At 68.5% G+C, this 20,020-nt stretch carries 20 protein-coding genes; 11 read left to right on the plus strand and 9 right to left on the minus strand.

From position 1 onward, the window contains the following. Position 1: 1 nt before the first annotated feature. The 3 genes from E0504_RS01765 to E0504_RS01775 are packed head-to-tail and all read left to right on the plus strand — an operon-like array spanning position 2 to position 3,044. Positions 2-649, plus strand: coding sequence for a CoA transferase subunit B (locus E0504_RS01765; RefSeq protein ID WP_131621307.1), 648 nt, complete (start codon positions 2-4; stop codon positions 647-649). After that, a complete protein-coding gene (locus E0504_RS01770) occupies positions 646-1,776 on the plus strand; it encodes a nitronate monooxygenase family protein (RefSeq protein WP_131621309.1) in 1,131 nt (376 codons plus the stop codon). Before E0504_RS01765 ends, E0504_RS01770 begins: the two co-directional genes overlap by 4 nt. Beyond that, entirely contained in the window at positions 1,773-3,044 is a 1,272-nt protein-coding gene (locus E0504_RS01775; RefSeq protein WP_306769205.1) for an MFS transporter, read from the plus strand. Before E0504_RS01770 ends, E0504_RS01775 begins: the two co-directional genes overlap by 4 nt. 9 nt (positions 3,045-3,053) lie before the next feature. On the opposite strand, the gene metK is transcribed toward E0504_RS01775, so the two are convergent. The 6 genes from metK to hisS form a co-directional block, all read right to left on the minus strand. Then, a complete protein-coding gene (metK, locus tag E0504_RS01780) occupies positions 3,054-4,271 on the minus strand; it encodes a methionine adenosyltransferase (protein ID WP_131621312.1) in 1,218 nt (405 codons plus the stop codon). Positions 4,272-4,300: 29 nt separating this feature from the next. Further along, positions 4,301-5,908 (minus strand): apolipoprotein N-acyltransferase, encoded by a 1,608-nt coding sequence (gene lnt / locus E0504_RS01785; protein WP_131621314.1) that lies wholly within the window; start codon positions 5,906-5,908, stop codon positions 4,301-4,303. A 10-nt stretch (positions 5,909-5,918) separates the two neighbouring features. Further along, entirely contained in the window at positions 5,919-6,797 is an 879-nt protein-coding gene (locus E0504_RS01790) for a DUF4167 domain-containing protein (RefSeq protein ID WP_131621316.1), read from the minus strand. A 237-nt stretch (positions 6,798-7,034) separates the two neighbouring features. Next, a complete protein-coding gene (gene prmC / locus E0504_RS01795; RefSeq protein ID WP_131621318.1) occupies positions 7,035-7,865 on the minus strand; it encodes a peptide chain release factor N(5)-glutamine methyltransferase in 831 nt (276 codons plus the stop codon). A gap of 12 nt (positions 7,866-7,877) precedes the next feature. Further along, on the minus strand, positions 7,878-8,948 hold the full coding sequence (gene prfA / locus E0504_RS01800) for a peptide chain release factor 1 (RefSeq protein ID WP_131621320.1): 1,071 nt from the start codon (positions 8,946-8,948) through the stop codon (positions 7,878-7,880). Then, positions 8,945-10,261, minus strand: a complete 1,317-nt coding sequence (hisS, locus tag E0504_RS01805) for a histidine--tRNA ligase (RefSeq protein WP_131621618.1) — start codon at positions 10,259-10,261, stop codon at positions 8,945-8,947. The genes prfA and hisS overlap by 4 nt, the downstream gene beginning before the upstream one ends. A 96-nt stretch (positions 10,262-10,357) precedes the next feature. On the opposite strand from hisS, the gene E0504_RS01810 reads away from it, so the two are divergent. Together E0504_RS01810 and ppa are read left to right on the plus strand one after the other, a co-directional pair. After that, positions 10,358-12,295: a M61 family metallopeptidase gene (locus E0504_RS01810; protein ID WP_131621321.1), complete on the plus strand. Its 1,938-nt coding sequence runs from the start codon at positions 10,358-10,360 to the stop codon at positions 12,293-12,295. Between the two features lie 48 nt (positions 12,296-12,343). Then, the gene (gene ppa, locus E0504_RS01815; RefSeq protein ID WP_131621620.1) at positions 12,344-12,895 is read left to right on the plus strand and encodes an inorganic diphosphatase; all 552 of its coding nucleotides are present in this window, start codon (positions 12,344-12,346) and stop codon (positions 12,893-12,895) included. Here ppa and E0504_RS01820 read toward each other — a convergent pair whose 3' ends face one another. After that, entirely contained in the window at positions 12,896-14,239 is a 1,344-nt protein-coding gene (locus tag E0504_RS01820) for a TldD/PmbA family protein (RefSeq protein ID WP_131621323.1), read from the minus strand. A gap of 70 nt (positions 14,240-14,309) precedes the next feature. Continuing rightward, on the minus strand, positions 14,310-14,717 hold the full coding sequence (locus E0504_RS01825; RefSeq protein ID WP_207912080.1) for a hypothetical protein: 408 nt from the start codon (positions 14,715-14,717) through the stop codon (positions 14,310-14,312). Between the two features lie 167 nt (positions 14,718-14,884). Here E0504_RS01825 and lptB point away from each other — a divergent pair, with 167 nt between their 5' ends. The 6 genes from lptB (at position 14,885) to E0504_RS01855 (ending at position 19,526) form a co-directional block, all read left to right on the plus strand. Continuing rightward, complete coding sequence (lptB, locus tag E0504_RS01830; protein ID WP_131621325.1) at positions 14,885-15,682, plus strand: LPS export ABC transporter ATP-binding protein; 798 nt, start codon at positions 14,885-14,887, stop codon at positions 15,680-15,682. Between the two features lie 8 nt (positions 15,683-15,690). Further along, the gene (gene rpoN, locus E0504_RS01835) at positions 15,691-17,136 is read left to right on the plus strand and encodes an RNA polymerase factor sigma-54 (protein ID WP_131621327.1); all 1,446 of its coding nucleotides are present in this window, start codon (positions 15,691-15,693) and stop codon (positions 17,134-17,136) included. A 149-nt stretch (positions 17,137-17,285) separates the two neighbouring features. Further along, the gene (gene ctrA / locus E0504_RS01840) at positions 17,286-17,981 is read left to right on the plus strand and encodes a response regulator transcription factor CtrA (protein ID WP_131621329.1); all 696 of its coding nucleotides are present in this window, start codon (positions 17,286-17,288) and stop codon (positions 17,979-17,981) included. Between the two features lie 140 nt (positions 17,982-18,121). After that, entirely contained in the window at positions 18,122-18,328 is a 207-nt protein-coding gene (locus tag E0504_RS01845) for a DUF2945 domain-containing protein (protein WP_131621331.1), read from the plus strand. Positions 18,329-18,391: 63 nt separating this feature from the next. Further along, entirely contained in the window at positions 18,392-18,655 is a 264-nt protein-coding gene (locus E0504_RS01850) for a hypothetical protein (RefSeq protein ID WP_207912081.1), read from the plus strand. Positions 18,656-18,824: 169 nt separating this feature from the next. Then, positions 18,825-19,526, plus strand: a complete 702-nt coding sequence (locus E0504_RS01855; protein ID WP_131621333.1) for a tRNA (guanosine(46)-N(7))-methyltransferase TrmB — start codon at positions 18,825-18,827, stop codon at positions 19,524-19,526. On the opposite strand, the gene E0504_RS01860 is transcribed toward E0504_RS01855, so the two are convergent. Next, positions 19,523-20,020, minus strand: a complete 498-nt coding sequence (locus tag E0504_RS01860) for a prolyl-tRNA synthetase associated domain-containing protein (RefSeq protein WP_131621335.1) — start codon at positions 20,018-20,020, stop codon at positions 19,523-19,525. The two genes, E0504_RS01855 and E0504_RS01860, sit on opposite strands and share 4 nt — an antisense overlap.

Here is a 20,020-nt window from a genome sequence, read left to right on the forward strand (position 1 = left end):
GATGCCCTGGACCCGTGACGAGATGGCTGCCCGCGCCGCCCGGGAGCTGCAGGACGGCTTTTACGTCAACCTGGGCATCGGCATCCCGACGCTGGTCGCCAACCACATCCCCGAGGGGATGCACGTCACGCTGCAGAGCGAGAACGGCATGCTCGGCATCGGCCCGTTTCCCTACGATGACGAGGTCGATCCCGACCTGATCAACGCCGGCAAGCAGACCATCAGCGAACTGCCCAATAGCGCCTATTTCGACAGCGCTGCCAGCTTCGCGATGATCCGCGGCGGGCACATCGACCTGACCGTGCTGGGTGCGATGGAGGTCAGCGAAGGGGGCGACATCGCCAACTGGATGATTCCCGGCAAGATGATCAAGGGCATGGGCGGGGCGATGGACCTGGTCGCCGGGGTCAAGAAGATCATCGTGGTGATGGAACATACCGCCAAGGACGGCAGCCCCAAGTTCATCCCGCAGTGCACCCTGCCGCTGACCGGCAAGAACGTGATCGACATGATCGTCACCGACCTCGCGGTATTCCAGCGGCCCGACCACGCCAGCCCGTTCCGCCTGCTGGAGACCGCACCCGGGGTCACCGCCGACGAGATCGCCGCCAAGACCACCGCGAAGTACGACGTGGCGGTCGCGGCATGAACAACGCCGTCTGCCGCCTGACCGGCGCCGAGTTCCCGCTGTTCGCCTTTTCCCACTGCCGCGATGTGGTAGCGGCAGTCAGCAAGGCGGGCGGGTTCGGCGTGCTCGGCGCCACCCGCTTTTCGCCCGAACAGCTGGAGGAAGAGCTCGCGTGGATCGACGCGCACGTCGACGGGGCCCCTTACGGGGTCGACGTGCTGGTGCCCGAAACGATCGACCCGCGGGTCGCCGGCTTCAGCGATAACCGCGAGCGAGCGGCAGCGATCGATCCGCAGTACCCCCGGTTCGCCGCGGACATCCTGTCGCGCTACGGGATCGAGGCGAGCGCCGAGGTGCCGCAACTGCGTGAGCGGATGGGCATCACGCCAGAAAACGGCCTCGCGCTGATGGAGGTCGCCTTTCGCCACCCGATCCGGCTGATCGCCAACGCGCTCGGCATCGCGCCGCCTGAAATGGTGGCGGAGGGCAAGCGGCGCGGCGTGCCGGTGGCGGCGCTGGTCGGCGCCAAGGAACACGCCCTGCGGCAGGCCGCGGCAGGGGTGGACATCATCGTCGCGCAAGGCGGCGAGGCGGGCGGGCACTGCGGCGAAGTCTCGACGCTGGTGCTGATCCCCGAAGTGGTCCGCGCGCTGGAGCAGGCCGGCCACGCGACCCCCGTGCTTGCCGCGGGCGGCATCATGACGGGCGGCCAGATGGCGGCGATGATGGCGGCCGGCGCGCAAGGGGCGTGGACCGGCAGCGTCTGGCTCGCCACCCCCGAGGCGGAAACCAGCGAGACCTTCCGCGCCCGGATGGTCGCTGCCCGCAGCCGCGACACGGTCCGCTCGAAAAGCCGCACGGGCAAGCCTGCGCGCCAGCTCCGCACCGCGTGGCACGAGGCGTGGGATGCCACGGACGGTCCGGGCACCCTGCCGATGCCGCTGATGGGAATGGTGTCGGAACCCGCGTTCGCCCGGATCGAGCGCGCCGCCGAGGCCGGGAACCCCCAGGCGCGCGAACTGGTGAGTTACTTCGTCGGGCAGGGCGTGGGCCTGGTGGAGGAAGTGCGCCCGGCCCGCGCGGTGGTGCAGGCGTTCCGCGAGGAATTCGTCGAGGCGGTCGAGCGGCTGAGCGGGTCGCTCGCTTGAGCCGCTGGCGGCGGCGCTCGCCCACGCTTGCGCTGATCCTGCTGACCGCGATCGGGACGATCGGTTTCGTCGACCGTGTCGTGGTGAACGCGCTGGTCGAGCCGTTGAAAGCGGAATTCGGCCTCAACGACGAGCAGATCGGCTGGCTGGGTTTTGCCTATTCCTCGCTCAACATCGTGCTGGGCGTGTTCGTCGCGCGGCTGGCGGAAAGCCGCCGGCGGCTCTCTTTCACCGCCGTGGGCACATTGCTGTGGTCGGTGGCGGCGACCGCGAGCGGCGCGGTCAGCACGTGGACCCAATTGCTCGCCGCGCGGGTCGCGGTGGGGATCGGCGAGGCGGTCGGCTTGCCCGCCAACCAGTCGGTGATCGCCGATTATTACCCGCCGAACCGCCGTGCGAGCGCGATGTCGATCCTCCTTCTGGCGGCGCCGCTCGGCGCGATGATCGGGCTGGCGGGCGGCGGGTTCGTGGCGCAGGCATGGGGCTGGCGCTGGGCGTTCATCGTCACCGGCTTGCCCGGCATCCTGCTGGCGCTGCTGGTCTGGCTGTTCGTCAAGGAGCCGGCGCGCGGCGGGCACGACACCGTGACCGACGAGCGCGTGCCCCCGCTAAAGGCGGTGATCGCCCGGATGGCGCGCCTGAAAAGCGTGAAGCATCTGGTGATCGGATCGGCGCTCGCCTCGATGGTGGGGTTCGGGCTGATCGCATTCTTCTCGGCGCTCATGACCCGCCGGTTCGGCCTGCCGGTGGGCGAAGCGGGGCTGATGACCGCGCTTGCCGCCAGCGTTCCGGCGGCGATCTCGGTGGCGCTTGGCGGGACGATCGTCGACCGGCTGGCTCCGCGCTTCCCCGGCGCTTACGGACAGTTCCCGGCGCTGTGCCTGCTGCTGGCCGCGCCGCTGTTCGCGCTGGCGATGACCCGCAGCGATTTCACCTCGCTGTTCGCCCTCAGCGCGGTATCGACGCTGCTGCTGTTCACGTTTCTGGGCCCGACCGCGGGGACGATCCAGAACCTGCTCGACCCGCGGATGCGCGCGACCGGCCACGCACTGGTCAACATCTTCACCGGCATGGTCGGCGGGCTGGGGCCGGTGCTGGTCGGATGGCTGAGCGACCGCCTGGCCGCGGACGGGCTGCCAAGCGACGTCGCGCTCGGTTACGCGATGGCGGGTACGGCGCTGATGTCGTGGTTGGCGGCGGCGCACTACTGGCGCGCTGGTCGCACGCTCCACGACGATCTGGCCGCGGTGCGCGAACTGCGCGCCTAGACAGACGGGTCAGGCGGCGGTCGCCGCCTTCAGCGCGTCGCCGAGATCGGTCTTCTCCCACGGGAAATCCTCGCCCGTGGGGGTCCGCCCGAAGTGCCCGTAAGCCGCCGTCTTGCGGTAGATCGGCTTGTTGAGGCCGAGCCCTTCGCGAATTCCGCGCGGGGTCAGCCCGCCAAGCCGCTTGGCCGCAACAGCGGTAATCGCCTGCTCCAGCTTCTCATCGGAGACGGTGCCGGTGCCGTGGGTATCGACATACAAGCTCAGCGGCTGTGACACGCCGATCGCATAGGCGATCTGGATCGTGCAGCGCCGCGCCAGGCCCGCGGCGACCACGTTCTTGGCCAGGTAACGGGTGACGTAGGCGGCCGAGCGATCGACCTTGGTGGGGTCCTTGCCTGAAAACGCGCCGCCGCCGTGCGGGGCCGCGCCGCCATAGGTATCGACGATGATCTTGCGCCCGGTCAGCCCGGCGTCGCCGTCGGGCCCGCCGATCACGAAGCTGCCGGTCGGGTTGATGTGGTAGACCGTTTCGTTGGTCAGCAATTCATGCGGCAGCACGTCGGCGACGACGGCTTTTACATAGTTGTGCAGTTCGGCCTCTTGCGCGCCTTCGTCGTATCCTTCGGCGTGCTGGGTCGAGACGACGATAGCGGTCGCGGCGACCGGCTGGCCATCACGGAACCGCAGGGTGACCTGGCTCTTGGCGTCGGGCTGCAGGAACGGCGCCTTGCCGGAGTGGCGGTCGGCCGCCATCCGGGCGAGGATCTTGTGGCTGTAATCGAGCGTCGCCGGCATCAGGTCGGGGGTCTCGTCACAGGCGAAACCGAACATGATGCCCTGGTCGCCCGCGCCCTCGTCCTTGTTCTCGCCCGCGTCCACGCCTTGCGCGATGTGTGCGCTCTGCCCGTGCAGATTGTTCTGGAAGTCCAGCGTCTGCCAGTGGAAGCCGTCTTGCTCGTACCCGATGTCCTTCACGACATCGCGCACGGTGCGCTCGATCTCGTCCAGCGCGCCATCGGCCCACTGGCCGTTCTCGTACACGCCCTTGCAGCGGATCTCGCCCGCCAGCACCACCTTCTGCGTGGTGGTCAGCGTCTCGCACGCCACCCGGGCTTCGGGGTCTTTCGACAGGAACAGGTCGACGATCGCGTCGGAAATCTGGTCAGAGACCTTGTCCGGATGGCCTTCAGAGACACTTTCGGACGTGAACAGGTAATCGGCGCGCATCGGCTGGAGTTCTCCATATAAGGAAAGCTTTATATGATGTCTGCCGCGTAGCCGCCGCGCCTGCGCCTGACAAGCACGCAGGCGGCTAGGATCAGTATCGCCCATGCAAGCGGCAGTACGTTGCCCGTCCGCGCGAACAGCGTGGCCGGCAACGCGGGCGGAACCACGGTGTCGATGCGCCCCGGCACATGGATGGTGGGCAGGTGCGCGCGCACCACTCCGCGGGCATCGACGACCGCGCTGATGCCGTTGACCGTCGCGCGGAGCACCGGCAGCCCTTCCTCGATCGCCCGCATCCGCGCCTGCGCGAGGTGCTGCGGCGGGCCGAAGTGGCCGAACCAGCCATCGTTCGACGGGTTGAAGATGAATTCCGGCCGGTGTGCCCGATCGACAACCTGACCGGAGAAGATGATCTCGTAGCAGATCTGGATGCCGGCGCGGCCATAGGCGCCGAGGTCGAGCGTGCGTGGACCGGGACCGGGGATGAAGTCGAAGCTTCCTGCGACGAGGCGCGACGCGCCGAGCGGCTCGAGCAACCAGCGCAGCGCCAGGTACTCTCCGTACGGCACGAGATGCGCCTTGCTGTAGCTGCCGCGGATGTTGCCCGCCGGGTCCAGCACGGTGACCACGTTGTACGCGCCCACGGCGCGTCCGTCGGCAATCTCCAGGTCCACCGCGCCGGTCATCAGCAAGCTGCCCGGACCGATCACCTGGCCGATGCGGGTGCGGGCGAACCGTGGATCGGCGCCCGCGGTCGCGCCCAGGTAGTAGTGGCGCGGATAGCCGTCGCGCAGGTAGTCGGGCAGGCCGGATTCAGGCCACAGGACCAGCCGCTGCCCGGCATCGCGGCGCGGCGCGGTCATGCGCGCCAGGTCCGCGAACTGGCGTTCGTACAGGTCCCGGCGATCGAGCTCCTCCTGCCGGAACCCGGGCTGGACCAGCGTGACCGCCAGCGTGCCCTCTCGGCTGGGCGGCGCCGGCAGGTACATCCCGACCATCGTCAGCGCGAGCACGGCGAGCGCGCGCCACCAGGCGCGGATCGCCAGCAGCGCGGCCAGGCCGCCACCGATCAGCGCCGTCAGTCCTGACAAGCCGTACGTGCCGAGCCACGGCAGCAGCGCGGCGAGGCCCGGCCGGTCGAACGGACCCAGCAACGCGAGGCCCAGCGGATCCCATGCGTAACCGGTGAACACCCAACTGCGCAGCCATTCGGACACGATCCAGCCGCCCCCCAGCGCCAGCGCCAGCGGCACGGGCCGGGTGCCCCCGACCGTGCGGGCGATGGCCGCGCCGATCGCGGGATAGACCGCGAGATAGACGGCCAGCAGCGGCACCGCCGCCCAGCCGAGCGCCGCCGGCATGTTCGCCTGATAGGTGAACGCGGTCGCGATCCAGTTGTTGGCAAAGGTGAAGTGCGCCAGCCCGAACAGCCAGCCGATCCACGCCGCCTGCCGCCAACCGGACGTGCGCGCGAGCAGGGCGGCCAGCCCTGCGACGCCGAGCAGCGTGAATGGCCACAGGCCGAGCGGGGGAAAGCCAAGCGCGGCGACCAGCCCGCAGGCAAGGCCGCTTAGCCGCGGATGCGCCAGGAATGCGCGCGCCACCGGAACACGGCCTTCGCGCACTGCGGCGGCCATCGGGCTGAACTCAGCCGACCGCGGTCAGGTTGTCGCCTTCGCCGGCTTCGTCAGCCACCTTGCGGCGCCGGCGCGGGGGCAGCTTGCGCGTAGCGGGCGCAGCCTCACCGTCCGTGTCGGCGACTGGACTGCCGGCGGAAATCGACGGGGGCAGGGCGGCGGCATCGATTTCGCCGCGGTCGCCGACCATCTCTTCGGTTTCGTCGGTGCCTTCAGTGGCGCGGGTGCGTGGCCGGCGGGCGGTGCGCTCGCGGGCGGGACGGACGAAGGGGTTCTCGGCCGGCTCGTAGGCTGCGGCGCTGTCACCTTCGACCGCACGCTCGCCTTCGGCCTGCTCGCGGTTGCCGTCGTTGTCCTCGCGCGGACGGCGCTGACGCTCTGCGCCCCGGCCGCGGTCCTTGCCGCCGCGGGCGCGGTCGTCGCGCTGACCATCTTCTCGGGGACGGTCGTCGCGCTGACGATCTTCACGAGGGCGATCGTCGCGCTGCCGATCTTCACGTGGGCGATCGTCACGCTGACGATCTTCCCGGGGGCGATCGTCACGCGCATTGCGCGCGGAGCCGAAATCGTCCTCGTCGCCATCTTCCTCGTTCGAGAAGTCGCGCTCATCGCGGCGGCCGCCACGGGGCTCTTCCTGGCGTACGCGGTTATCGGCGATCACCCGGAAATAGTGATCCGCGAATTGCAGGTAATATTCGGCCTGCACGCGGTCGCCGTGATGCTGCGCGTCCTGCGCCAGCTTCTTGTATTTATCGAGCATCTGCGGCGCATTGCCGCGCGCGCGGCTGTCGATCCGGTTCTGGTTGCCGCCGCCCTGCTGCTGGCGGTTGCCCCGACCACGGCGCCGGTTGTTGTTATTGCCGCGATTGCTGTTGTTATTGTTGTTCAAGGAAAAACTCTTCCTTCTGGTGGATCGGCCGACGCTCCGCGCGCCGGTAAACCGTCCTCATGACCCCTCGTCGCGCGAAATCGGTGCGCGGTGCCCTGCTTTGCCTTGTCCACGGGCCGAACCCGAAAAGATCATGCAAATGTTGGAGCTGGGCCGCATACGGGTGGCGAACGCGCCGCAAACCGCTGGGCTTGGGGAAAGAGGTAGCTATCGCAGGCGCGTTTGCCAAGCCCAAACTCAGCCGCGGCGGAGGATAAGCGCGCGGGGCCGCCCGGCAAGGTCGCGGCGCAGTTCCGCGGTAAAGCCCACGTCGTGCGCGATCGCGCTCACCGCGGCCGCCTGCGCGTGGCCGATCTCGACCACCGCCGCCCCGCCTGGTTCCAGCAGCGCGGGCAGCTGCGGGATCAGCGTGCGATAGTCCGCCAGCCCGTCCGGCCCGGCGAACAGCGCCCCGTGCGGCTCGTGATCGCGCACCGTCGCATCCAGCGTCGCATCATCTTCTACGTAAGGCGGATTGGCGATGACCAGGTCGAATTGGCCAAGCCCGGCGGACCAGCCGGCCCGCGACCAGTCGGCCTCGACCAGGCGCGCGCGCGCGGTCAGGTCCAGCGCGGCGGCATTGCGGCGGGCGATCTCCAGCGCCTCGGCGGACCGGTCGATGCCGGTGCCGAGCGCCTGCGGAATTTCGGCCAGCAGGGTGAGCAACAGCGCGCCCGAGCCGGTCCCGCAGTCGAGCACCCGCCGCGCGGCCGGCCGCGCCTCCAGCGCCGCGACGACCGTGGTCTCGCTGTCGCCGCGCGGGATCAGCACTGCCGGAGAGACGGAAAAGGTCCGGCCGTAAAAGTCCTGGGTGCCGGTGATGTAGGCGACCGGCTCATGCCCCGCGCGCCGGTCGATCAACGCAGCGATGCCGGCCGGCGCCGGATCGCGCAGGTGGCGCAGCAACAGGTCGGTGCGCGAACAGCCGAGCGCGTGCGCCATCAGCAGTTCGGCATCGAGCCGGGCGGTGTCCGAGGTGACGGCCAGTCGCTCCGCCGCCGCGCGGAGCGCCTCGCCCACGGTGGTCATGCGCCGCCCAGCCTATTCGCCCAAAGCGGCAAGCCGCTTGGCCTCGTCCTCGGCGGTGAGCGCATCGACCAGTTCGGCAAGGCCCGGCCCGGCGAGCACTTCGTCGAGCTTGTACAGCGTCAGCCCGATGCGGTGATCGGTCACCCGGCCTTGCGGGAAGTTGTAAGTGCGGATGCGTTCGGACCGGTCGCCACTGCCGACCATCGCCTTGCGCGCTTCCGCCTCGGCGCCCTGAGTCGCCTCGCGCTGCGCCTCGAACAGGCGGGCGCGCAGGACCTGCATGGCCTTGTCCTTGTTCTTGTGCTGGCTGCGGGCGTCCTGACAGGTGACCACGGTGTTGGTCGGCAGGTGGGTGATGCGCACCGCGCTGTCGGTGGTGTTAACGTGCTGGCCGCCGGCGCCGGACGCGCGGTAGACGTCGATCTTGAGGTCCTTGTCCTCGATCTGCACATCGACCTCGTCCGGCTCGGGGAGGACGGCGACGGTCGCCGCGCTCGTGTGGATGCGCCCGCCGCTTTCGGTCACCGGCACGCGCTGGACGCGGTGCACGCCGCTTTCGAACTTGAGCTTGGCGAACACCCCGTTGCCGGCGACGTTGGCGACGATTTCCTTGAACCCGCCGATGTCGGACGCGTTCATGCTGACCGGCTCGACCCGCCAGCCCTGCTCCGCGGCGAAGCGTTCGTACATGCGGTAGAGATCGGCCGCGAACAGCGCGGCCTCGTCGCCCCCGGTGCCAGCGCGGATTTCCAGCATCGCAGGCTTCGCATCGGCGCTGTCGCGCGGAAGCATGGCGATCGACAGCGCCCGCTCGGCGGCGGGCAGGGCGGTGCGCAGGCGCTGGGCCTCTTCTTCCGCCAGCGCGCGCATTTCCGGGTCGCTGTCGTCGAGCGCTTCCAGTTCGGCGAGTTCGGCGCGCATCTGCAGCACCTCCTCGGCGGTGCGCGCCACGGGTTCCAGTTCCGCATAGTCGCGGCTGGCGGCGACGAACTCCGCGCCCTCCAGCGTGCCCGAACCAAGCCGCGCCTCGAGCTCGGAAAAGCGGTGCCGGATCTGGTTGAGCCGTTCGGCGGGGATAGTCATCCGAAATCAGGCTCGTCGGGGGGCGTGATCCCGTCACGCTCCAGGCCGCGCAGCCAGTCGGCGTTCTGCGCTTGCGCCACGGCGTCGCGCAAGTCTGCGGGCCGCATGCGCACCTGTTCGCCGCCGTGGAGGTCGCGCACGGTGACTTCGCCTGCCAGCCGTTCATCCTCCCCGATCAGCACGGCGAGCAGCGCGCCGCCTTCGCTGGCACGGCTCATCCGCTTCTTGATCTTGCCGGTCGCGAATACTTCCACCGTGTTCCAGCGACCGCGCAAGTCGCGCGCGATCCGGTTCGCATCGGCGAGGCCATCTTCGTCGAGCGGGATGATCGCCACATCGAGCCGTTCCTGCGGACGCTCCCCCACCAGCATCGCCAGCCGCTCGATTCCCGCGGCCCAGCCGACCGCCGGGGTGTGCGGCCCGCCGAGGCTCTCGATCAGCCCGTCATAGCGCCCGCCGCCGAGCACCGTCCCTTGCGCGCCCAGCCGGTCGGTGACGAATTCGAACGCGGTATGGCGATAGTAGTCGAGCCCGCGCACCAGCGCCGGGTTTCGGGTCCACGCGACGCCGGCGGCGTCCAGCCCGGCGCATACTTTTGCGAAATAGTCCTGCGCTTCGCTGCTCAGGAAATCGTCGATCTTGGGAGCGTCGGCGACGAACGCCTGGTCGCGCGGGTCCTTGCTGTCGAGGATGCGCAAGGGGTTCTTGTCGAGCCGTTCCTGCGATTCCTCGCTCAGCTCCCCGCGCACTCCCGCGAAGTGATCGACCAGCGCCCCGCGCCACGCCTCGCGGCTGTCGCCATCGCCCAGCGTGTTGAGGTTGAGCGTCACCCCGTCGGATATGCCCAGTTCCTTCAGCAGCTGGTCGGCCATCGCCAGCAGCTCGACATCGGCCTGCGGCTCGGCGGCGCCGATGATCTCGGCGTCGAGCTGGTGGAACTGGCGGTAGCGGCCCTTCTGCGGGCGTTCATAGCGGAACAGCGGGCCGTGGGTGGCGATCTTCAGCGGGGCGTGCTGTTGCCATCCGTCGGTGATGAATGCGCGGGCGATGCCGGCGGTGAATTCCGGGCGCAGGGTCAGGCTCTCGCCGCCGCGATCCTCGAACGAATACATTTCTTTCGACACGATGTCGGTGGTCTCGCCGATCGAGCGGGCGAACACCTCGGTGCGTTCGAACACCGGCATCTCGATCCGGCGGAAGCGATAGAGCTTGCGCACCCGCTCGAACGTTTCGACCACGAACGCGAATGCCTCGGCTTCGGCGCCGAAGATGTCCTGGGTGCCGCGGATGGCTTGCGGAGTTTTCTGGCTCATTTCGCGGCGCGCACTAGCCTGTTCGTGTCTGCCGGGAAAGCCGCTCGTCGAGCAGCCGCTTGCGCCGCGTCCGCGCATCCGACACAGACTTGCCGCATGATCAACCGGTTCGCGCTCCCGCTCCTCGCCCTCGCTTTCGTAACCCCCGCCTCCGCCCAGGACGCTAACCGGTCGATGCCGGTGGCGGTCCAGGTGGCGGACGGCACGCCGTTGCCGGTCGATACCGCCTGGCCCGGCGGGACGATCGACCTGGCGATCGACGCGACCGACACCCGCCGCGCGGTGTACCGGGTCACCCAGACGATCCCGCTCAGCCCCGGCACCCGCGAACTGACGCTGCTCTACCCCGAATGGCTCCCCGGCAACCACGCCGCGCGCGGGCCGATCAGCCTGCTATCGGACATCCGTTTCACCGTGGGCGGCAAGCCGGTCGCGTGGCGGCGCGATCCGCTCGACGTCTATGCCTTCAAGCTGGCGCTGCCTGCCGGAGCGCGCAGCGTGGTGGCAAGCTTCGTCCACACCTCGCCCGTCACCGGGTCCGAAGGGCGGGTGACGATGACGCAGGAGATGCTCAACCTGCAGTGGGAGAAGATGAGCCTGTACCCCGCCGGCCATTACACCCGCCGGATCGCGGTGCGGCCCACGGTGACGGTGCCCGCCGGGTGGAGCGTCTTCACCGCGCTCGACGGGCAGAAGCGGGTCGGTGACAAGGTCACCTGGGCGGCGACCGATTACGAAACGCTGGTCGATTCGCCGATCTTCGCCGGCAAGCACGCGCAGTCCTGGCCGATCGGTGAGGACGTGCGGCTGGACGTGGTGGCGGACAAGCCCGCGCAGCTCGCCATCGCGCCGCAGAACGTTGCCACGTTCAACAAGCTGGTGATCGAGGCGGATGCGCTGTTCGGCGCGCGCCACTTCGACAAATACACGTTCCTGCTGGCGCTGACCGAGCGGATGGGCGGCATCGGCCTGGAGCATCACCGCAGTTCCGAAAACCAGTACGAGCCGACCTCGTTCACCGACTGGGACGCGATGGACTGGGACCACAACGTCATCGCTCACGAACTGGTGCACAGCTGGAACGGCAAGTACCGCCGCCCGGCGGATCTGTGGACGCCCGACTACCGCACCCCGATGCAGGGATCGCTGCTGTGGCTGTACGAAGGGCAGACCCAGTTCTGGGGCAACGTGCTCGCTGCGCGTTCCGGCCTGCAGAAGAAAGAGACGATCCTGGGGCGGATGGCGCGCGATGCGGCGGTGTACAGCGAAGGGCAGCCGGGCCGCGCGTGGCGCGATGTCGGCGATACCACCAACGATCCGATCATGGCCGCCCGCCGGCCGCACCCGTACAGTTCGCTGCAGCGGAGCGAAGACTACTATGTCGAAAGCTCGCTCGTCTGGCTCGAAGCGGACCAGATCATCCGCCAGGGCACCGGCGGGAGCAGGGGCCTCGACGATTTCGCACGGGCGTTCTTCGGGATGCGCGATGGCGACTGGGGCCAGCTGACCTACACGTTCGATGACGTGGTCACCGCGCTCAACGGCGTGCACCCATACGACTGGGCAGGGTTTCTGACGACCCGCCTGCTCACGCCCGGCCAGCCTGCGCCCACCAAAGGCATCGAGATGGCAGGCTATCGGCTGGTCTGGCGCGATACCCCCAATCCGTTCGACAAGGGGGCGATGGATCACGGCAAGGGGCTGGAGCTGACCTATTCGCTGGGGTTCAACCTCGACAAGGACGGCACAGTCACCTCCACCCGGTGGGATGGCCCGGCGTTCAACGCCGGCATCGTCAACGGCGCAAAGATCGTCGCGGTCGGCGGCGAGGCGTACAGCGCGCAAGGCATGAAGGACGCGATCACCGCCGCCGCCCGGTCGAAGGCGCCGATCGCGCTGCTGGTAAAGCGCGGCGATCTCTACGACACCATCACGCTCGATTACCGGGGCGGGCTGCGTTATCCCTGGCTCGAACCCGCCGCGCCGGGCGAGCAGCCGCTCGACCGGCTGCTGGCGGCGAAAGCCGCGAACTGAGGATCAACCTTGTTGCGGCGCACCATCGGCGCCGCTAGAGCGCGCGCCATGCAGATCGACAAGATTCCCGTGGGCGACAATCCGCCCGAAAGCCTCAACGTGATCATCGAGGTGCCCACAGGGGGCGAGCCGGTGAAATACGAATTCGACAAGGCGTCGGGCGCGCTGTTCGTCGATCGCATCCTGCACACGCCCATGCGCTATCCGGCGAACTACGGCTTCGTGCCGCATACCCTGTCGGATGACGGCGACCCGATCGATGCGCTGGTCATCAGCCGCAGCCCGTTCATCCCCGGCTGCGTCGTGCGCGCCCGGCCGATCGGCGTGCTCAACCTGGAAGACGAGCACGGCGGGGACGAGAAGCTCGTGTGCGTTCCGATCGACACGACCTTTCCGTATTACTCGGACGTGGCCGAACGGCAGGACCTGCCTTCGATCATCTTCCAGCAGATCGAGCACTTCTTCACCCACTACAAGGATCTCGAACGCGAGAAGTGGGTGCGGGTGGGCAAATGGGGCGATGCGGCCGACGCCCGCCGCGCGGTCGTGGACGCGATCGAACGGTACAAGCGGAACCCGATCGAGCCTTCGGCCACCTGATCAGGCGGCGGCGACCGTCATCCCGTCGATCCGCAGCGTGGGCGCGTTGATCGCGCGGTACGTTTCAAGATCGTTGGCCGCGCGCATCGACGCGAACATGTCGATCAGGTTGCCCGCAATCGTGAACCCGGCCACCGGCCCTTCGATCCGGCCATTGACGATGCGCCGGCCCGCAGCCCCGCGGCTGTAATCCCCGGTCACCGGGTTGATCCCCTGGCCGATGAGGTAATCGACCAGCACGCCGTCGGCGATGTCGGCGATCAGTTCTTCGACCGTCTCGCCGCCCGCCAGCAGGTCGACGTTGCTGGGGCTCACCCCCGGCGTGCCGCCGCCGCCGCGGGAGGCGTGCCCGGTCAGGGGCAGCCCCAGTTGCGCCGCCGAGGCGACGTTGGTGAGCCAGCCGGTCACCCGCCCGGATTCCACCAACGCGCGCGGCGTGCAGGCGATGCCTTCGCCATCGAACGGGCGCGAGCGTAGACCGCGCGGCCGCAGCGGATCCTCGACGATCCGGATGGCGTCCGGGAACAGGGTTTCCTTCTCCCGGCTGACCAGGAAACTGGCCCGCCGCGCGATCGAGGGCGCTGCCATCGCGCCAAGCAGGTGGCCGACCAGCGAGGCCGATACCCGGGGATCGAACACCACCGGCATCGCTCCGCTGGAAGGCGTGGCCGGAGCCAGCCGGGCGACCGCGCGCTCACCCGCCAGGCGGCCCACCTCGGCAGGGTCCGGCAGGTCCGCCAGGTGGCGCGCGCTGCGCGCCGCGTAATCGCGCTGCATCCCGTCGCCTTCGCCGGCGATGACGCTGGCCGACAGCGCGTGGCTGGTCCCTTCGAATGCGGCGGCAAAGCCGGTGCTGGTCACCAGCACCGATCCGCCGCGCCCCACGCTCGCGCTGCCGCCCTCGCTGTTGCGCACCCCGGACACCGCGCGCGCCGCGTCCTCGGCTGCGCGGGCCCGATCGCGCAGCTCCTCGGCGGAGAGCTCGCTCGCATCCGTGATGGCGAGGTCGGGAAAGGGGCCCCGCGCCAGTGCCGCTTCGGGGGCGAGCGCGGCGAACGGATCCTCCGGCGCATGGCGGGCCATCGCCACCACCCGCTCGGCCAGTTCCTTCAGTCCGGCGGGCGACAGGTCGCTGGTGGACACGCTGGCCGACCGCTGGCCGACAAAAGCTCGCAAGCCCACTTGCGCGCTTTCCGACCGGTCGATGTCCTCCAGCACGCCCAGCCGGACGCTGACGCCGTGCGCTGACGAGGTGTGGCCGGTCGCGTCGGCCGCGTCGGCGCCGCAGCGGCGGGCGTGGTCGATCAGCGCGCTGGCGGCGTCGAGCAGAAGGGATGATTGCATGCAGGGGCAGCTAGGGTGCCGCAAACTCCGCGGCAAGTGGCGCCCAGCAACGGGCGCAGGAGAGCCGGTGCTAGAAGACCGACGACAGCGTCTTGAACAGCGCGGTCAGTGCAAACGGCAGGCCGATGGCGACAATCCACAGCAGCGCCTGGTCGCGGCGATAAGCACCCCGGTATCCCGGATCGGCGGCGGCTTCGTCCGAAATGCCCAGCCAGCGGCCTTCGAACGCGCGGCAGGCGGGAATGATCGCCGCCACCAGCACGACCAGCGCGAGGTAGGGCATCATCGATGACGAGTCGGCACCGGACTTCAGCGCGTGAACGGTGACGAAGATCTGGAGGCCGGTGTAGACCAGCAGGGCATAGGCGACATTGTCGCTCATGCGTTTGCGCCAATCGAGGCGCTGCCGCCCGCTCTTGCGCAGACGGCCCGCATGCGTGGGATGCAGCGCTTCGCTGCGCTCGATCGCCTTGGGCATCGCCCTGTTCTCCCCAGTTCTCTCTCCGGCGGGAACTGTCTCAAATTCGTGGGCCAAGCGCAAGGGCGGTGTCCGCGCACGATTCGGCAAGCGTCCCGCCGCGAACCATGCACGAATCCTGCCAACCGGGCTTTTCACGCTTTCGTGGGGTGCTACATGCTGGGGCGATGACCACGCTTGCTACCGATCCTGCCCCGGCGCCCGCCCCGATACCGGCGGCCGATGCCACCGCGCCCCTGCCGAACGGCGGGCTGGAAGTGATCTCGATCGCCAAGAGCTATGACAAGCGCAGCGTGCTGACCGATATCTCGCTGACGGTGGGCAAGGGTGAGGTGCTCGGCCTGCTGGGGCCGAACGGCGCGGGTAAGACGACCTGCTTCTATTCGATCATGGGCCTGGTCCGCCCCGATTCGGGCCGCATCCTGATGGATGGCGAGGACGTGACCCGGCTGCCGATGTACCGCCGCGCGATCCTCGGTCTCGGTTACCTGCCGCAGGAGACCAGCATCTTTCGCGGCATGACCGTGGAGCAGAACATCAACAGCGTGCTCGAGTTGGTGGAGCCCGACAGGGCGACCCGTGCGGCCGAGCTTGACCGGCTGCTCGACGAGTTCGGGCTCCAGCGGCTGCGCACCAGCGCCGCGATGGCGCTGTCGGGCGGCGAGCGGCGGCGGTGCGAGATCGCCCGGGCGCTGGCTGCCAAGCCGTCGATCATGCTGCTCGACGAACCCTTCGCCGGGATCGACCCGCTGTCGATCAGCGACATCCGCGACCTCGTGAAGGACCTGAAGACCCGCGGCATCGGCGTGCTCATCACCGACCACAACGTGCGCGAGACCCTCGAGATCGTCGACCGCGCCTGCATCATCTACGGCGGGCAGGTGCTGTTCGCCGGAACGCCCGAAGCGCTGGTGGCCGACGAGAACGTCCGCCGGCTCTATCTCGGCGAAAGCTTCACCCTGTAGGCCGATCGATGGCTCTGGGTCCCCGCCTCGACCTCAGGCAAAGCCAATCGCTGGTGATGACGCCGCAACTGCAGCAGGCGATCCGCCTGCTCGCGCTGTCGAACCTCGAGCTCGAAATGTTCATCGGCGAGGCACTGGAGGCCAACCCGCTGCTCGAACTGGGCGAGGTTCGGCGCGACGATGCTCCGGAAGGCGAGGTTGAACCTCTTGTGCGCGAAGCTGGCGCCGACAGCGGCGACGGCGAGGCGGCGCTGGACCTTGATGAGAGCGCGCTCGACCGCGACCGCGACACCGGCGACGAGTGGAGCGCCGCTTCCTCCGGTGGCGGGGAAGACGGGCCGGGGATCGACGCACGGGGTGCCACCGATGGCCCGACGCTGGCCGACCACCTCCACGCCCAGGTCGGCGCCGCGGCGGGCGACGGGCGCGAGGAATTCGTCGCGCGGGCGATCATCGACCAGCTCGACGAAGCAGGCTATCTCACTGGCACGCTTGCGGAACTTGCCGACGCGCTGGGCGTCCCGCTGGCCGAGGCGGAGCGCGCGCTGGCGGTGGTGCAATCGCTCGACCCCACCGGGGTGGGCGCCCGCACCCTGGCCGAATGCCTCGCGCTGCAGGCCCGCGAAGCCGACCGTTACGATCCGTGCATGGCCCGGTTGATCGACAATCTCGACCTGGTCGCCCGCGGCGACGTCGCCCGCCTGAAACGCATGTGCGAGGTCGATGACGAAGATTTCGCCGACATGCTCGCCGAACTGCGCGCCTACGATCCCCGGCCCGGGCTGCGGTTCGGCGGCGGCGGGGAGGCGGCGGTGGTGCCGGACATTCTGCTCCGCCCCGCCGGCGGCGGGTGGGACATCGCGTTGAACGAGGCGACCTTGCCGCGGCTGATCGTCAACCGGACGTATTATCTCCAGCTCAGACAGGGTGGCGGCAAGGCGGCCGAGGCCTGGCTGAAGGAACAGCTGGGGGAGGCCAACTGGCTGCTCAAGGCGCTCGACCAGCGGGCACGGACCATCCTGAAGGTCGCCGCGGAAATCGTGAAGCGGCAAGAGGGGTTCTTCCGCCGCGGGGTGGCCGAACTCAGGCCGCTGACCCTGCGCGCGGTGGCCGAAGCGATCGATCTGCATGAAAGCACCGTCAGCCGGGTGACCAGCAACAAATACCTCGCCTGCCCGCGCGGGACGTTCGAGCTGAAGTACTTCTTCACCAGCGGCGTCGCATCTTCGGACGGGGAGGGTGGGGCAAGCGCCGAGGCGGTGAAGGCGGCGATTCGCGCGCTCATCGCGGCGGAAGACCCGAAGGCGATCCTGTCGGACGACACCCTGGTCGATCTGCTCAAGGACAAGGGCTTCGATCTCGCCCGCCGCACGGTCGCCAAATATCGCGAGGCGCTGGGGATCGGCTCGAGCGTCCAGCGAAGGCGGCAGAAGAAGCTCGCCGGCGTTGGATGACCCACTGAGTCCGACGGGCCACACCAGAAAGTGTTAATCCCCTTTACGCCTCGTTAACCTTTTTCCTTCAGATGTTTTGTGGTTAACCAAGGGCAACACCCGTTGACGGGGCGTTACCAGGGGCAGTGGGATTTCAGGGGGGACCGGCGATGCGCGTACTGCTGATCGAGGATGAGCCGACGACGGCACGGGCGATCGAGTTGATGCTCACGACCGAGGGATTCAACGTCTATCAAACCGACCTCGGGGAAGAGGGTTTGGACCTCGGCAAGCTGTATGATTACGACATCATCCTGCTCGACCTGAACCTGCCCGACATGCACGGGTACGACGTGCTCAAGAAACTGCGTGTCGCCAAGGTGCAGACACCGGTGCTGATCCTTTCGGGTATCGCCGAGATGGATTCCAAGATCCGCAGCTTCGGCTTCGGCGCGGACGATTACGTGACCAAGCCGTTCCACCGGGAAGAGCTGGTCGCCCGCATTCATGCCGTGGTGCGCCGGTCAAAGGGACACAGCCAGTCGGTCATCCGCACGGGCAAACTGGCGGTCAACCTCGATGCCAAGACCGTCGAAGTCGACGGCGCGCGGGTCCACCTGACGGGCAAGGAATACGCGATGCTGGAGCTGCTCAGCTTGCGCAAAGGCACCACGCTGACCAAGGAGATGTTCCTCAACCACCTGTATGGCGGGATGGACGAGCCCGAACTCAAGATCATTGACGTGTTCATCTGCAAGCTGCGCAAGAAGCTGAGCCACGCGTGCAGCGGCGAGAACTACATCGAGACCGTCTGGGGCCGCGGCTATGTGCTGCGCGACCCGCAAGACGAGGCGCAGGCCGCTTAAGCGCCGCCTTACGACCAGTTCCTTTTGGACGGGGAAGAGCCGCCCGGGTGCCGCCAAGGTCCCCGGGCGGTTTTCGTTCGCCCACCGGAACGGTGCGCAAGTCGCTCCGTTGCTCGGTAAGATGTGAAGGAACACGAGCGATGGCGAAGGAACTGAGCAAGGGCGACAAGGTCACCTGGAAAAGCCACGGCGGCACCGCGCACGGCAAGGTGGTGCGAAAGGCGACGTCTCCCACGACGATCAAGGGGCACAAGGTCGCCGCGTCGAAAGACAATCCCGAATACATCGTCGAGACCGATGAGGGGAAGCGTGCGGCGCATAAACCCGCCGCGCTCGACAAGGCCTGACCGGTGGCGGGAGAGCGGACCTTTACTCCGACCCAGCGGATGGCATCGGCAGCGAGGCGCGGTTTGCGCCTGCGCGAGAAATTCGGCCGCGGCGGCACTGAAGTGGGGGTCGAACGCGCGCACCAGCTCGCCGACCGCCGCGAGTTGAGCGAAGCTGACGTGAAATCGATGCACAGCTACTTCGCGCGCCATGCGGTCGACAAGGACACCGATAGCCACAAGTGGAATTCGGACAGCGACCCGTCCGCCGGCTTCATCGCCTGGCTGTTATGGGGCGGCGACGCCGGGAAGAAGTGGGCCGATAGCAAGGCTGAAAAACTGAAATAACCTGATCTTTCGGACGCGCGGTGGCTCCGCGCTGGATCGGTCGCGGCGCTGGGCAGCGCTGGGCACATCCCGGCGCAGGTCATGGCGGTCCCAGCTGGCCCCGTGTCGGCGCTGATCGGCGCCAATGGGGTCTGGACCGCCTGGTTCAAGTAAGGCTAGGCGCGCGGCGATGACCGCGAATAAACCCGGCGACCCGACCACGCTCAACCGCCTTTACGGCCGCAGCCAGGGCAAGCCGCTGCGGGCCGGGCAGCAGGCGCTGGTCGATACCCTCCTGCCGCAGATCGCGGTGCCGGAGGAGGGGGAGGTCACCTCGGCGCGATTGTTCGGCGATGATCGCCCCCTGCATTTCGAGATCGGCTTCGGCGGCGGCGAGCACCTTGCCTATCGTGCCGACCTGCTGCCCGACCACGGCTTCATCGGCGCCGAACCGTTCGTCAACGGCGTTGCCCAGGCACTGGTGCATGTACGCGACGGCGGCTTGGCCAACGTCCGCATCCAGCACGGGGACGCGCTGCAGGCGCTCGCGCGGGTGCCCGACGGGGCGCTGACGATGCTCTACCTGCTGCACCCCGATCCGTGGCCCAAGGCGCGCCACGCCAAGCGCCGGATGATGAACGACGGGCCGGTGCGGATGATGGCGGACAAGCTCAAGCCAGGGGGAGAACTGCGCTTCGGGACCGATCACGCGGTATACCTGCGCCACGCGTTGATGGTGATGCGCCGTTTCACCGACGTCTTCGAGTGGGTGGTCGACGGACGCGCAAACTGGGAAAACCGCCCGTCCGGTTGGCCCGAGACGCGGTACGAGCACAAGGCGCGCACCGTCTACAACCACGAGGTCTGGTACTTCCGCTTCCGGCGCCGCTAACCAGTCACCGGTATCGCAGCGATGACGGGGGTGTGCCCCCAGTGCCGCATCAGCCGCAGGACATCGCTGCCCGACAGGCCAAGCGTGCCGGTGTTGCGCAGCGGATGGACGTTGATCCGCCCAGCCGCCGCGAGTCCCTCGTCCAGCACGACCGTGACGCTATCTGGCACGGCGTTGATCATCGCGAGGGGCGTCACGGATCCGGGCGTGATGCCGAGTAGGCTTTGCATGGCTTCGGGTTTGGCGAAGCTGACCCGCTTGCAGCCGATCGCTTGCGGCAGCGCCCTGAAATCGATCCGCGCTTCCGCCGGTACGGTCACCAGCCAGAATGCGCCCGCCGCGTCCTTCAGGAACAGGTTCTTGGTGTGAGCGCCGGGGATGCCGGCATCGAGCGCGCGGCTTTCGGCGACGGTGAAGACCGCCGCGTGCTCATGCGCCGCATACGGAATGTGGAGCGCGGCGAGGTCCGCCAGCAGGCCGACCTCACCGCGCAC

The sequence above is a fragment of the Parafrankia sp. BMG5.11 genome, assembly GCF_004337455.1.